The following is a 13,163-nucleotide window of genomic DNA, read 5'->3' as shown; positions in this document are numbered from 1 at the left end:
TGCAAAATTAGTGACTATTTTCAAAGTCACTAACTTCGCTCTCAGCTTCTTCTTTCGATTTGCCGTATTTTTGTTGGATTTTACCAACAAGCTCTTTACGGCTACCTTCAATTTTATCTAAATCGCCATCGGTAAGTTCACCCCATTTACGTTGTGCTTTACCTTTTAACTCTTTCCAATTGCCTTCTAAACGATCGCTGTTCATCATAATCTCCTTACTTTGTTAAACATTCACTTTAATAAAAGCAACCGTTATGCCATTCATGGTTTATATATAACCAACTGAATTACATCGTTTTTATTATTATGATTAGACATAGAGTGTTACACGCCTGCAATTTGTACTGGGTTTTAAGGAAAACCTTGTAATTCTTTCATTCAATGAGAGGCTGTTCATCGTTTTTTGATACAATGGGCAAAAAGAAAGTAAGAGATGCCAGACGTGCTGCCAGTTGAAGATATTTATCAATCCCTGCTAACAACAATAAAAAATAACCCTATGGCCTTATTACAAGCACCACCGGGCGCAGGTAAATCAACATGGCTGCCACTCACATTAATGCGTGAAGGGCACTTTAAACACATTGTCATGTTAGAGCCAAGACGTCTGGCTGCACGTAATATTGCCCAGTATTTGGCGAGCCAACAAAACGAAAAAGTCGGTGAAAGTGTCGGTTTGCGTATTCGAGGGGAGTCAAAAGTGAGCCCCGCCACTCGGCTTGAGATTGTCACCGAAGGTATGCTGACCCGTATGCTGCAAAACGATCCTGAGCTAAGTGGCGTTGATTTACTTATTTTTGATGAGTTTCATGAGCGTTCAATTGCTGCAGATACCGCGCTTGCCTTTGCCCTTGAAACGCAAGCGGCATTGAGAGACGACTTAACAATATTACTGATGTCGGCCACCTTAGACGGTGAGCGGTACAGTGAGTTTTTTGACTGCCCAATAATATCCTCTGAAGGGCGAAGTTACCCGATTGATGAAGTGTATATTCCACTCAAAGACGAAAGCCGATGGCTCGATGATATACCCGCAATTATTAAACAAGCGCTCAATGAGCAAGCTGGCAGCGCATTAGTTTTTTTACCCGGACAGCGCGAAATATTACGGGTGCAGCAAGCACTAAGCGACCTTGCAGATCAGTGCGAGGTGTTTACTTTATTTGGTGAACAAAACAAAGCAGAACAACAAGCTGCAATCGCCCCTACAACGAAAGGGAAGCGTAAAGTTGTGTTGACCACCAATGTAGCTGAAACCAGTTTAACCATCGAAGGTATACGTATTGTAATTGACAGTGGTAAGCGCCGTGCAGCCAGCTTTAATTTAAAAACCGGTGTTACAGAGCTTATAACGCAAAATATTTCGCGCTCATCGGCGGTGCAGCGAGCCGGTCGCGCAGGGCGTATTGAACCGGGCGTGGTGTATCGCTTAGGGAGTAAGCAAACCTTTGAGCGTCGCAATAATCACGACGCACCAGACATTCTCACCAGTGATATTAGCCAGTTATTACTTGAGGCAAAGCAATGGGGCGCTTCACTTGAAGAGCTAAGCCTGCTTGATGTACCAAGCAAGCAACAAATTAAGCAAGCAACAGCGCTGTTGAAAATGCTGGAAGCCATAGATGAAAATGACAAGCTGACACCGCTTGGCAGTCAAATGCTCAGCTTTGGTGCCGATATTCGGTTGTCACATATGCTGATTAAAGCACAAAAATTACAAGTAACGATGCCAGGTATATATGAGCTAGCGGCGTATTTAATCGCCTTACTCGAAAGCCGCATAACGATGCCTGCCGACCTTAATTTGGCGCTGCATAGCCAGCATACAAAGCCGCACCCCGTGTTTAAACAGCAATTAAACTATTGGTTATCACGTTTGCAATTAAAAGCAGCCTTTGAGCTTAAAACGCAATACCTTGCCTTGCTGGTGGCGTTTGCATTTCCTGACCGATTGGCGAAAAAACGCGGTAATGGTTACTTACTTACCAATGGCGCAGGTGCTGATTTAAGTGAAGAGTTTTGGCATAACGATGACTACATTGCCATTGCCAGCATGGGCGGCCATAAAGGGAGTCGCGTATTTGCTGGCGTGGCGTTTGTGCCCAGTGAACTTGAAGATGAACTCGGCCATTTATTCACATCGCAGACGCGATGTGAATACGACGAAAAAACAGGACGTTTCATCCATCAAGATGAAGTAAAACTAGGGGCTATCACAGTATCAAGTCAGCCAAGTAAACAGCCGCTTGATAAAGCTCAGCGCACTCAAGCGTGGTTAAACTTATTTAGCAAGCATGGTTTTCAGTTATTTAATGAGCAAACTGACAATGAACAGTTACTCACTCGTATGAGTTTGGCAAGCACGCTGTTGCCAGAGTCATTCCCGACCATTAATCGAGATGAACTACGTGCACATAGCCAATGGTTAGCGCCTTACCTGAGTGATATTAAAAATCTTGAGCAGTTAAAAAAGTTTAATTACGGCGAAGCACTAAAAAATTGTTTTGATTGGCAACAACAAAGTGCATTAAATGAGTTACTGCCATTGCGTTTAACTGTGCCAAGTGGCTCTAATGTAAGAATTACCTACCAGCTCGATGGCCCTGCAAAGCTGAGTGTGCGTATGCAAGAAGTGTATGGCATGACCAGCACACCTTTGCTTGCACAAGGTAAGTTACCGTTATTAATGGAGCTTTTATCACCTGCAAAACGGCCTCTGCAGCTTACTCAAGATTTAGCGAATTTTTGGCAAACCAGTTACCGCGACGTACAAAAAGAGATGAAAGGGCGTTACCCAAAACACTTTTGGCCAGACAACCCAGCCACGAGCCAAGCAACAAATAAAGTAAAAAGTAAAATGTAAAGTAAATAGCAAGCCAAGCGAGTAGCCGGGCTTTATAGTGACCCATCTAATTAAGTTTGCCACGGTCATAACCCGTTACAATTTCCTGCACTGTATAGGTTTCGTTTTTACTGTCTCTTTAGTAGTCTGATAAGGTCAATATCAAAAGAGAATGCCAGTGTCTACGCCTATAACCCTTGCTCAATACGTTAAAAAACGCACCGGTGTGCCGCTGGGGCATAAAGACTCGATGCGTAATATGCTGAGTCGTTCGTTAGGTGCAAGTTCGTTTTATTTATTTTGGCGTTATTGGAATCCCATTTGGAGCTACTACTTATCGCGCTACGTAATGAAACCCAGTAATGAGGTGCTGCCAGTTTGGTGTGCTGTACTGGTAACCTTTGCCGTTAGCGGCGCTTTACATGATTTAGCGGTGAGTATAGTAAAGTTAAAACCGGTGTTCTTTTTTACTCCCTGGTTTAGTGTCATGGCTGTGGTGGTGCTTATTACTCAATTTAGTCAATTACAGTTTAGCTTTGCCCCCTGGTGGGTAAGGGCGCTCGCCAACATCAGTTTTATCGTGCTGAGCTATTGGTTGACGAGCTTACTGTTTTAAATGCTTTAAATATAATGTGGTTATTTTAATACTCAGCCGCAGTGTCTTTAACTAAGTAATTGCTAATTACAGTCTTTGTCGTTATTTTAGGTTTAAGATTAATAGAATAACGAACAAGGAATAACAATGAAGCATCTTTATTTTTTAGCTATTTGCCTGCTTAGCGCATTTAGCAGCCAAGCAAAGCAAGCTAACCCGGAGCTCGCAGCGCTGGCACAGCAATACTTTAATACCATGGTCGCAACGCAAGCGCCTAACGCCACTAAAAAAGAATTAGAGGCCTTTTTAGCTTTATTAACAGACGATGTAGCAAACCAACATTTACCTTATCAAACTGATGATTCAAGAGAGCCAGATGGTAAAGCGATGATGCGCAAAGGGATGACTTTTTACCTTGGTGCACACACTGAATATCAAGCCAACTTACTAGATACCTTCATTTTTAATGACTCAGCCATTGCGTTGCGTTACACCCATCACGCAAAAGGTATCCACCCGCAAAATCAGCAAGCCATTGAGTACACGCAAACCATCATGGATGTACTCGAAATAGAAAATGGCAAGGTAGCCGTTATTCGAAAATACCATGAATGATCTTAGCTGTACTTTTAACGTATCGTGAGCGCTTGAATAAGCGCTTTTTTAATAAAAACAACCCGCAAAAAATAACCTCCGCTTCCTACTTATTTGCCTAAATTCATACTTTTTAGACTTTATTTTGCATAAATTTAAAACTTTTTTATATCTCGAATAATAAACTGAATAACAGAGGCTTAGCTAAACTTTAGTGGGTCGGTTTTCGGGTGTTTACAATTTGTCAACCTTGAATTGGCAAATTGATTACCTTACCATTTATTTTAATTGAACGTTCAATCAATAAAAAATTATGCCGAAAGTTGGAATGGAACCTGTTCGCCGTCAGCAGTTAATTGACGCCACAATTGAGTCGGTTGCAGAGCTTGGTTTGCAAGGCACCACCATAAATAGCATTAGTAAAAAGGCCGGCTTATCGTCGGGCATTATCAGTCATTATTTTGGTGGTAAGCAGGGCTTGATTGAAGCCACTGTGCGTTATTTATTGTCGAGCTTAAAGAGTGCTTTATTGAATCGAGTAACGCAACAAACCAGCCCTGAGCAACGACTGATGTTTATCGTTGAAGCAAACTTTTCGCGTACTCAGCAGCAAAGCAATAACACCAAAACCTGGTTGAGCTTTTGGGCGCATTCAATGCACGACGCTCAATTGCATCGCTTACAAAACGTTAATAGTAAACGTTTGTTTAGTAATTTATTGAGCTCATTCAAACAGTTAATGAGCGATAGCGATGCTAATTTAGCTGCTGAGTTAAGTGCAGCCATGATCGATGGTTTATGGTTAAGAGCCGTATTAAGTAAGTCAGACCAAGATCAATTTGAACATTGTGAGCAATTAGTAAAAGACTACATTCGTTCACTAATAAAACAGTTTGGAGCCTAAAATGACCACACCTGTTTACGAAAATTTTATAAATGGCCACTTTTTGAAGAATCAAAGTGGCGATACCTTTGCGGTAAAGAACCCAGCGACAGACGAGGTGATTTATCACGTTGAAGTGGCCGATGAGTTTATTCAAAACGCCGCTATTGAAAGTGCGAAGCTAGGCTTTGCTGCTTGGTCTGCAATGACCCCGATTGAGCGTAGTCGCATTTTATTAAAAGCGGTGTCTATTTTGCGTGAACGTAATGATGAACTAGCAAAAGTTGAAGTGCTTGATACGGGCAAACCATGGCAAGAAGCTGAGTGTGTTGATGTAGAAACTGGCGCAGACGTGATTGAGTATTTTGCTGGTCTTGCGCCTGCTCAAGTAGGTCAGCAGCAAATGGTCGGTAATGACTTTTATTACACGCGTAAAGAACCTTTAGGTATTTGTGCGGGCATTGGCGCATGGAACTACCCACTGCAAATTGCGTGTTGGAAATCAGGCCCCGCACTCGCTGCAGGTAATGCGGTGATTTTTAAACCATCAGAAGAAACCCCACTGGGTGCCATTAAACTTGCTGAAATATTTATCGAAGCAGGTGTACCAGCAGGTGTATTCAATGTTGTACAAGGGGCTGGTGAAGTAGGTCAATGGCTAACAGCAAACCCAGACATCGAAAAAGTGTCGTTTACGGGTGAAGTAGGCACAGGTAAAAAAGTGATGGCAAGTGCTGCGGGTTCACTAAAAGACGTGACCATGGAGCTTGGCGGTAAGTCACCGCTGTTAGTGTTTGATGATGCCGATGTTTCACAAGCGGTAAGTGCCGCAATGCTAGGTAACTTTTATACTCAAGGCGAAGTTTGTACTAACTGTACACGAATTTATGTGCACAAAAATGTGTATCAGCAGTTTATTGATGAGCTGAAAACACGCACTGAGCAAAATATTATTGCTGGCGACCCAATGGATCCTGAGGTGAATTTAGGGGCGCTGATCTCTAAAAAACACCAAGAGTTGGTGCTTAGCTATATCGATAAAGGTATTTCAGAAGGGGCGACGTTATTAACCGGTGGTAAGGCTTTATCACCTGCCTCAGCACCGAACGGCTATTTTGTAGAACCGACCATTTTCGTTGATTGTAAAGACGACATGACCATTGTTAAAGAAGAAATCTTTGGTCCGGTAATGAGCGTATTAGTCTTTGATGACGAAGACGATGTGATTCGCCGTGCGAACGATACTCACCTCGGTTTAGCTGCGGGCGTGTTTACGAAAGATATCCAACGTGCCCACCGTGTTATTCACCAATTACAAGCGGGTATTTGTTGGATTAATAGCTATGGTAACTCACCAGCAGAAATGCCTGTAGGCGGTTATAAGCAATCGGGAATTGGTCGCGAAAACGGCATTGAAACACTTGATCACTACACCCAAACAAAATCGATTTACGTGGGTATGAGCAATATAGAGAGTCCATTTTAATGAGTACACAGAACTATGATTACATCATAGTCGGTGCAGGCTCAGCAGGCTGCGTGTTGGCTAACCGACTATCAGCAGACCCTTCAAACAAGGTGTTATTACTTGAAACGGGTGGTAGCGATAAAAGCATCTTTATTAAGATGCCTACAGCGCTGTCAATTCCAATGAATACTGATAAATATGCATGGCAGTTTCACACTGAGCCAGAGCCTTATTTAGATAACCGCCAAATGCACTGTCCTCGCGGGAAAGTACTAGGTGGTTCGTCATCTATTAACGGCATGGTGTATGTCCGAGGCCATGCAAAAGATTTTGATGAGTGGCAGCAGCATGGCGCTGAAGGTTGGGATTACCAAGCCTGTTTGCCTTACTTTAAACGCGCTGAATCGTTTTATTTAGGGGGAGATAGTTACCGTGGTGATAACGGCCCATTAGGGGTTAATAACGGTAATGAAATGGCGAACCCTTTATACAAAGCGTTTATCAAAGCGGGCCAACAAGCAGGGTATGCTCACACCGATGATTATAACGGTGCACAGCAAGAAGGTTTTGGGCCAATGCACATGACTGTGAAAAATGGTGTGCGCAGTTCGGCAAGTCGTGAGTATTTAGACCCCGTTAAGTCACGTAAAAACTTAACCGTGGTAACCGGCGCATTAGCTGAAAAAGTATTGCTTGAAGGTAAAAAAGCAACCGGTGTTGAATTTTCTTTATCGGGTACTAAACAGCAAGCGTTTGCCACAAAAGACGTTATTTTAAGTGCCGGTCCAATTGGCTCGCCGCATATTCTTCAGTTGTCTGGCATTGGCGATAAAGAGGCACTCGCTAAAGCGGGTGTAGAGGTTAAACACCACTTACCAGGTGTGGGCAAAAACTTACAAGATCATTTGGAGTTTTACTTTCAATATAAGTGTAAGCAGCCAATTACTTTAAATGGCAAGTTAGGGCTTATTTCGAAAGGACTCATTGGTGCGCGTTGGTTATTAAACCGCTCAGGTTTAGGGGCGACGAACCACTTTGAATCGTGTGCGTTTATTCGCTCAAAACCCGGTGTCGAATGGCCAGATATTCAATATCACTTTTTACCAGCAGCGATTCGCTACGATGGTAAAAGTGCCTTTGATGGGCATGGCTTCCAAGTGCATGTTGGTCATAACAAACCTAAAAGCCGTGGTGAGGTGACGATTAAGTCGGCTGATCCTAGGGTTGCACCTAAAATACAATTTAATTATTTACAACACAAAGATGACATTGAAGGCTTTAGAGCTTGTGTTCGATTAACCCGTGAAATCATTGAACAAAACGCTTTTGATGCGTATCGCGATGATGAAATTCAACCGGGTAAAAATGTGCAAAGCGACGAAGAAATCGATGCATTTGTCCGTCAAGCGGTCGAAAGTGCTTATCATCCTTCGTGTTCGTGCAAGATGGGTGAAGACGAGATGGCAGTCGTTAACTCGCAAACTCAAGTACACGGCATTGAAGGTTTAAGGGTTGTAGATTCGTCTATCTTCCCAACCGTTCCAAACGGAAATTTAAATGCGCCTACCATTATGGTGGCAGAAAAAGCGGCAGATCTAATTTTAGGTAAGCCTTTATTAACGGCATCAAGCGCAGATGTTGCTATGGAAAAACAATGGCAATCAACGCAGCGTAGTTCGGAGATTTAATAAGGCCACCCGCAGTGTCGGCTGTGGGGCTTGCAGTGGCGCGCATCATAAGTTGTTTGTGATGCGTTAATGCGAGGGAAAAAAATGGGAGAAACAATGAAGTATTATTACTTATTTTGGGGGGGTAACTATGACCTTATGGCTTAGTGCTGGCATCATTTTTACCCTATTAGCAATTGCGGTTATTTTATTTAAATGGGGTACTGTAAGGTGTGTAGGTGTCACACCGGTGAGAACATTTACGTTCATAGCAATTTTATTTACATCAGGCCTAGACGTTGGCTTGATTATGTTTCCACTGACAGAGTTTGCAGGTTATGCAGACATAAAAGCAAGCCCAGAGTATGCGTTTGCCAATCCATTAGCCATTGAGTTTGGTTTTTGGGGCTTCTTGATCTGGGGATTTTATTTCCTTACGTGCTTTTATTTCTGTGTAATAGAACCCAAAGTGAAGTTTTTTGAAATCGCTTGGGTAAAACTAATTAATAACATCGTTATTATTGGTACATGCGCATTTACTGCATTTTTACTACTGTCGAACTTACCGTGGTATTTACCTTCATTAGGTGATGGTGAGTCAATTATTCCGACTTTCTACTTACTGGTGTTTGCAGCAATCTGTTTTGCGGTGTACTCAAGTACTGACATTAAATATGTCCGCTTTTTAAGTATTTCTACAACGTGGTTATTTATCGCATTAATTGCGTTTATGTGGGTCGGTGCATTTGTTGGCTCAGAAGCGCAAACATCTGCGTTTGTCGATAACTTAACCCTCATAGGTGGCTATTTTGGCAACATCGATGAGTTTGTATTACCTCTGAACGATTACCATGCTTTTTATCTATTTTGGTGGTTTGCGTGGAGCATAATGATTGGTCAATTTACGTCGCGTTTTGTGGGCGGGTTAAAAACTTATCACGTGCTGGCAGCCATGTTAATTTTTCCGTCTATTCCTATTGCTATTTGGTTTAGTGTTTTATACCAGTACCACGAAGCGGGTATTGCCACTGCGGGCCTTAAAAACATAGCGATGGTATTTGTTGGTGTGGTGTTTGTGATTAACTCACTCGATTCTTTGATCCGTTTATACACAGATAATCTAAACTTAACGGTGAAGCGATTAGGCAAACTTAATTATATTGCCTTAAATGTGGTTGCGCTTTCATTACTGACTCTGCTGTTTAAGTTCGACTTTTTACAGATCCAATGGGTTGGTGCGTTAGTTATCGCGTTATTTTTCGGCTGCGCCGTGTTTATTGGCTATAGCAAATATAAAACCGTGAAAAACATCGAAGGCTCGCCAAAAGACAACAAATTAGATTTTACAAAAATAGAAACAGTTAGCTAAGGGAAACCAACATGACAACAAGACAAACAGTATTAGCAACAGCGTTGCCATTGGCACTACTTTCGACATCAGCGATGGCTGACTTATCTACCACCGTTACACTTGCATCTGACTATACCTTCAACGGTGTTAGTCAAACGATGAACGACCCTGCCATTCAGGGCAGCCTAGATTATGCCTTTGCAGATTCAGGCATGTATGTCGGTACGTGGGCCTCAAATGTTGATTTTGGTGAAGGCACCGACATTGAATGGGATGCTTACTTAGGTCATTTTGTTGAGCTCAATGAGGCCCTCAGTGTTGATTATGGTATTGCATATTACTCGTACCACGGTGAAGATTATTCTAGCGATGGTAACTACTTTGAAACCTACGCTAAATTTGGTTATACCAACAGCTTAGGTTTCACAGAGTTGAACTTTTGGTATGCATGGGATTATTTTGGTACCGATGCAGGCCATGTGATTTCTATGATTGCCCACACGGTTGAAATTGCGCCGAATCATGCGATACGCGCAAGCTTTGATATTTCTAACTCGTTAGATGGTAATAAATTTGCGTGGGATGGCAACGATAAATCTTATAACCATTATCGTTTGGCGTACCAAACTAGTTTTGCAGGTTTTGACTTTGAGCTTGCAGGTGAAAACACCAGTCTAGACTGGGATACTGCCGATGAGCGTATCGTCGCGTCTATTTCGCGCAGTTTTGATCTGTAAAAAGAAACCCTCTATTTATCAAAACGGCTAACCTAGGTTAGCCGTTTTTTAATGCTGAAAATTAAAACTCTATGCCTTCGTGTTGCATGGCCAAGTCATCAAGCTCGGCTAAGGTATAATCAAACCCTGAGTTATCCGCTTCATAGCGAATCTTCACGCCAAAACCGCCTTGGCATAGGCTGGCTTTAACATTAGCCACAGACCAGTGTCTGAGTTTATTTAAAAAGCGGTTAGCGGTTTGTTGAGAGTCAAAGCGATAACGAACCTCTGATTCCATGTACTTATTAGCCTTTAAATTTTTTCGAGAGTGTATGTAATTGCTCCGCTTAAATCAATTGCTCGTTAAAAAATGCGAGTGTGCGTTGCCAAGAAAGCTCTGCCTGCTTTTCATCATAGCGTGATGTTGAATCGTTATGAAAACCATGGTTTGCCTTCTCGTACATATGCATCGTGTAGGGGACTTGGTGAGCTTTTAAATCAGCCTCATAATCTGGCCAAGTCTCATTCACACGTGTATCGAATTCAGCTAAATGTACCAATAACGGTGCTTTGATGTTTTTTCTAAGCTCTTTAACCGCGGGAGTACCATAGTAAGGCACGCCTGCATTAATTAACGTGCTATCGACGGCGGCTAAGTAATTCACCATATAACCCCCAAAGCAAAAGCCCACAGCGCCAAGTTTGCCATTGCTGTTTGGGTGTTGTTTTAAGTACTCTGCTGCGGCGACAAAGTCTTGCTGAATTTTTTCTTTATCCATTGAACGCTGCATTGCGCGGCCTTCATCATCGTTACCAGGGTAGCCACCTAACGGGTGCAACGCATCTGGGGCAAACGCAATAAATCCTGCTTTGGCAAGGCGGCGAGCGACATCTTTAATATAAGGATTAAGCCCACGATTTTCGTGAATAACGAGTACAATAGGGCGCTTAGAGGTTAAATTTGTCGGTTCGACTAAATAGCCTTTACCCTCGCCATGCCCTTTAAAGGAGTCGAAGGTTTTATAGCTGGCTTTTATGTCTGGGTCGTTAAAGGATACTTGCTCTGCTAAGGCGTAATTAGGCAGTAGAGCACTACTTAATACTGCCATCGAATAACCAAGAGCAACAAGACCACCGAGTTTTTTCATAAAAGTACGACGGTCTATCAAGCCATGGGCATATTCGTCGTACCAATCGAAGGCTTCTTGGGGAATGTGGTTGTGGCGTTGCTCAGTCATAGTTATATCCTTTAAAAATGAATTCAGTTTATAACTTTAGACTAATTATCAGTGATTAAAAGCCTGTTCTTTTGTTTGCTTTATGACATCGATAAAACGGCGCTGCCAAATAGCGTTGAATGCTTTATTGAACAAGTATAAGAATATTAAAGGCATTAATAGCAGCTTTAAAATAAGCAACGACAAAATATTTAAAAAGTCGATAAACAAGTCTTCAACGGTGGCCACCATATTACTAATGCCCGAGGTGACGGTGTCGATAATTTTACTCACTTGTGATGATGAATCGTGGTTAAGCGACGCATTCAGGGTATCAAGTTGCTCGTTTAAGGCGTCTTTTTCTTGATTAAGCGCCATTTGTTGTTCAAGCACAGCATTAAACTTGCCGGTGAGTTGCTGCTTTTGATCGAGTAATGGTTTTGCTTTGGCTAGTTCTTTAAAAGTGATTACCTCAGATAAACTGCGAGTGGCTTGAATCGCTTCTATTTTTTTGTCGAGTTCAGCCATTTGTAGTTTGAGCTCGGTCGCTTGCTGGTGGTTTTTAATTTGTTGATCATTAAGTAACGATAGCTTGTCGAAAAGGGTCTGTTTTTGACTGTCTACTTCGGCTTTTAGCTTTGCTGACAGTGCCGACGTTGTGCTGGCATTATTATTTACGGTAGCCACTTTTTCGCTGACTTGTTCACTTTGTTGGTTTATTTGCTCGTCTAAAAATACTTGGCTTACCAACCCCGTCGTTAGCACCACCGCAGGAACTAAAAAGCGAATAAGGATCAGGCTCGCCATTAATTTATGGCGAAGCGTTGGGTAAAAATCACGCCACTCACAAATAAGGTATGCAATTACTGATACTGTAAAAACACTGCTAAATATGACGCCGGATGAAATCGTGTATAAAATTCGCTGTAAAAATAGTGAGCCAATGGCAAGACGCATCGCATCCGACATGTACTCCGCTAAATCGTTGACGGGGTCAAGTAGCTGAGCTGGTTGAATACTGGCTATACCAATACCGACTTCGGCGGATTGTAATAAAGAAATTGCTGCATTGACGGTACGTGAAGACGCATACACAAGAGTCGATTGCAGCAGGGCGCTGTCAATAAAGCTCATAATATACTGTTGAAACTGTTCTAACCAACACAGTAGTAACAGTACTATGAGGCTTAAATACTTGATAATATGTTGTTTACTTAGCATAACGCCCTCTGAAATTTGTACGCTTACCTACGCTACACTAATCATAGGCGTTGAAGCAATGAACTCAGATTGAATTATTTTAGTGGTTAACGGTCTATGAATGACGATTAACTGCGGTGAGGAACTATGAAAGAACCTGTATCTATTGGGCAATGCCGTATTGAAGACTTAGATCCCGTTCAAGATCTCGGGCGATTGGTGTCGTATTTGCGCTCTAATTTAGTGACTCACCTAGACTGTGCTCTAAAAAGTAAAGAACTGACTTCGGCACAATACATTGTGGTGGTACTGCTTGCTCGAGGAAAAGTAACAACGTTGGCTGAACTGTGCGAGCACATGGTGTATGACCGTGGTGCCATGAGTCGCCTATTAAGCCGTTTAGAAGATAAAGGGTTAGTAGCTAAACAGCAGTCAATAGAAGATCGCCGTTCAACCATTTTATGCCTTACAGAAAAGGGCAAACAGCTTTATCCTGAGATACTGCCCACCGTTAATGATATTTACCGTGAGGCACTAGCGGGCTTTTCTGAGGATGAGAAAAACCAACTTGCCAGCTTACTCTTTAGAGCGATTCATAATTTAAAAGCATAAATTTCTCTAAGCGGTACA

The 13,163-nt window shown here is 42.3% G+C and carries 13 protein-coding genes; 9 read left to right on the top strand and 4 right to left on the bottom strand.

Annotated elements, in window-relative coordinates:
* Positions 1-7 precede the first annotated feature (7 nt).
* Positions 8-205 (bottom strand): CsbD family protein, encoded by a 198-nt coding sequence (locus tag IT970_RS11710; protein ID WP_036966535.1) that lies wholly within the window; start codon positions 203-205, stop codon positions 8-10.
* A gap of 237 nt (positions 206-442) precedes the next feature.
* Between IT970_RS11710 and hrpB the strand changes: the two genes are divergently transcribed.
* The 8 genes from hrpB (at position 443) to IT970_RS11670 (ending at position 10,137) form a co-directional block, all read left to right on the top strand.
* A complete protein-coding gene (hrpB, locus tag IT970_RS11705; RefSeq protein ID WP_118844816.1) occupies positions 443-2,863 on the top strand; it encodes an ATP-dependent helicase HrpB in 2,421 nt (806 codons plus the stop codon).
* A 157-nt stretch (positions 2,864-3,020) separates the two neighbouring features.
* Positions 3,021-3,458 carry an acyltransferase gene (locus IT970_RS11700; RefSeq protein WP_065978679.1) on the top strand — a complete coding sequence of 146 codons (438 nt, stop codon included), beginning with the start codon at positions 3,021-3,023 and terminating at the stop codon, positions 3,456-3,458.
* Positions 3,459-3,584: 126 nt separating this feature from the next.
* Positions 3,585-4,052: a nuclear transport factor 2 family protein gene (locus IT970_RS11695; RefSeq protein WP_075594438.1), complete on the top strand. Its 468-nt coding sequence runs from the start codon at positions 3,585-3,587 to the stop codon at positions 4,050-4,052.
* Between the two features lie 292 nt (positions 4,053-4,344).
* Positions 4,345-4,935 carry a transcriptional regulator BetI gene (betI, locus tag IT970_RS11690; RefSeq protein WP_196857359.1) on the top strand — a complete coding sequence of 197 codons (591 nt, stop codon included), beginning with the start codon at positions 4,345-4,347 and terminating at the stop codon, positions 4,933-4,935.
* Between the two features lies 1 nt (position 4,936).
* Positions 4,937-6,400, top strand: coding sequence for a betaine-aldehyde dehydrogenase (betB, locus tag IT970_RS11685; protein WP_196857358.1), 1,464 nt, complete (start codon positions 4,937-4,939; stop codon positions 6,398-6,400).
* A complete protein-coding gene (gene betA, locus IT970_RS11680) occupies positions 6,400-8,070 on the top strand; it encodes a choline dehydrogenase (RefSeq protein WP_036966546.1) in 1,671 nt (556 codons plus the stop codon). Before betB ends, betA begins: the two co-directional genes overlap by 1 nt.
* A gap of 130 nt (positions 8,071-8,200) precedes the next feature.
* Positions 8,201-9,418, top strand: coding sequence for a choline transporter (locus tag IT970_RS11675; protein ID WP_036966549.1), 1,218 nt, complete (start codon positions 8,201-8,203; stop codon positions 9,416-9,418).
* Positions 9,419-9,429: 11 nt separating this feature from the next.
* Positions 9,430-10,137 (top strand): TorF family putative porin, encoded by a 708-nt coding sequence (locus IT970_RS11670; protein ID WP_036966552.1) that lies wholly within the window; start codon positions 9,430-9,432, stop codon positions 10,135-10,137.
* Positions 10,138-10,198: 61 nt separating this feature from the next.
* Here IT970_RS11670 and IT970_RS11665 read toward each other — a convergent pair whose 3' ends face one another.
* From IT970_RS11665 to IT970_RS11655, 3 genes are read right to left on the bottom strand one after another with little or no spacing between them, the layout of a single operon-like run.
* Positions 10,199-10,414, bottom strand: a complete 216-nt coding sequence (locus IT970_RS11665) for a hypothetical protein (RefSeq protein WP_036966555.1) — start codon at positions 10,412-10,414, stop codon at positions 10,199-10,201.
* Positions 10,415-10,463: 49 nt separating this feature from the next.
* Positions 10,464-11,354, bottom strand: coding sequence for a dienelactone hydrolase family protein (locus tag IT970_RS11660; RefSeq protein WP_036966557.1), 891 nt, complete (start codon positions 11,352-11,354; stop codon positions 10,464-10,466).
* 48 nt (positions 11,355-11,402) lie between these two features.
* On the bottom strand, positions 11,403-12,554 hold the full coding sequence (locus IT970_RS11655) for a hypothetical protein (RefSeq protein ID WP_051501726.1): 1,152 nt from the start codon (positions 12,552-12,554) through the stop codon (positions 11,403-11,405).
* A 126-nt stretch (positions 12,555-12,680) separates the two neighbouring features.
* On the opposite strand from IT970_RS11655, the gene IT970_RS11650 reads away from it, so the two are divergent.
* On the top strand, positions 12,681-13,145 hold the full coding sequence (locus IT970_RS11650) for a MarR family winged helix-turn-helix transcriptional regulator (protein ID WP_036966560.1): 465 nt from the start codon (positions 12,681-12,683) through the stop codon (positions 13,143-13,145).
* Positions 13,146-13,163 lie beyond the last annotated feature (18 nt).

It is taken from the genome of Pseudoalteromonas sp. A41-2 (genome assembly GCF_015767615.1).
GTDB lineage: Bacteria > Pseudomonadota > Gammaproteobacteria > Enterobacterales > Alteromonadaceae > Pseudoalteromonas > Pseudoalteromonas lipolytica.
This window is presented reverse-complemented; position numbering and strand designations above follow the sequence as displayed.

Excerpts from the sequence above, each read along its gene's own strand:
- betA (WP_036966546.1), top strand. The coding sequence starts at position 6,400 with ATGAGTACACAGAACTATGATTACATCATAGTCGGTGCAGGCTCAGCA.
- IT970_RS11670 (WP_036966552.1), top strand. The coding sequence starts at position 9,430 with ATGACAACAAGACAAACAGTATTAGCAACAGCGTTGCCATTGGCACTA.
- IT970_RS11710 (WP_036966535.1), bottom strand. The coding sequence starts at position 205 with ATGAACAGCGATCGTTTAGAAGGCAATTGGAAAGAGTTAAAAGGTAAA.
- IT970_RS11695 (WP_075594438.1), top strand. The coding sequence starts at position 3,585 with ATGAAGCATCTTTATTTTTTAGCTATTTGCCTGCTTAGCGCATTTAGC.
- IT970_RS11660 (WP_036966557.1), bottom strand. The coding sequence starts at position 11,354 with ATGACTGAGCAACGCCACAACCACATTCCCCAAGAAGCCTTCGATTGG.
- betI (WP_196857359.1), top strand. The coding sequence starts at position 4,345 with ATGCCGAAAGTTGGAATGGAACCTGTTCGCCGTCAGCAGTTAATTGAC.
- IT970_RS11650 (WP_036966560.1), top strand. The coding sequence starts at position 12,681 with ATGAAAGAACCTGTATCTATTGGGCAATGCCGTATTGAAGACTTAGAT.
- IT970_RS11665 (WP_036966555.1), bottom strand. The coding sequence starts at position 10,414 with ATGGAATCAGAGGTTCGTTATCGCTTTGACTCTCAACAAACCGCTAAC.
- betB (WP_196857358.1), top strand. The coding sequence starts at position 4,937 with ATGACCACACCTGTTTACGAAAATTTTATAAATGGCCACTTTTTGAAG.
- IT970_RS11655 (WP_051501726.1), bottom strand. The coding sequence starts at position 12,554 with ATGCTAAGTAAACAACATATTATCAAGTATTTAAGCCTCATAGTACTG.
- IT970_RS11675 (WP_036966549.1), top strand. The coding sequence starts at position 8,201 with ATGACCTTATGGCTTAGTGCTGGCATCATTTTTACCCTATTAGCAATT.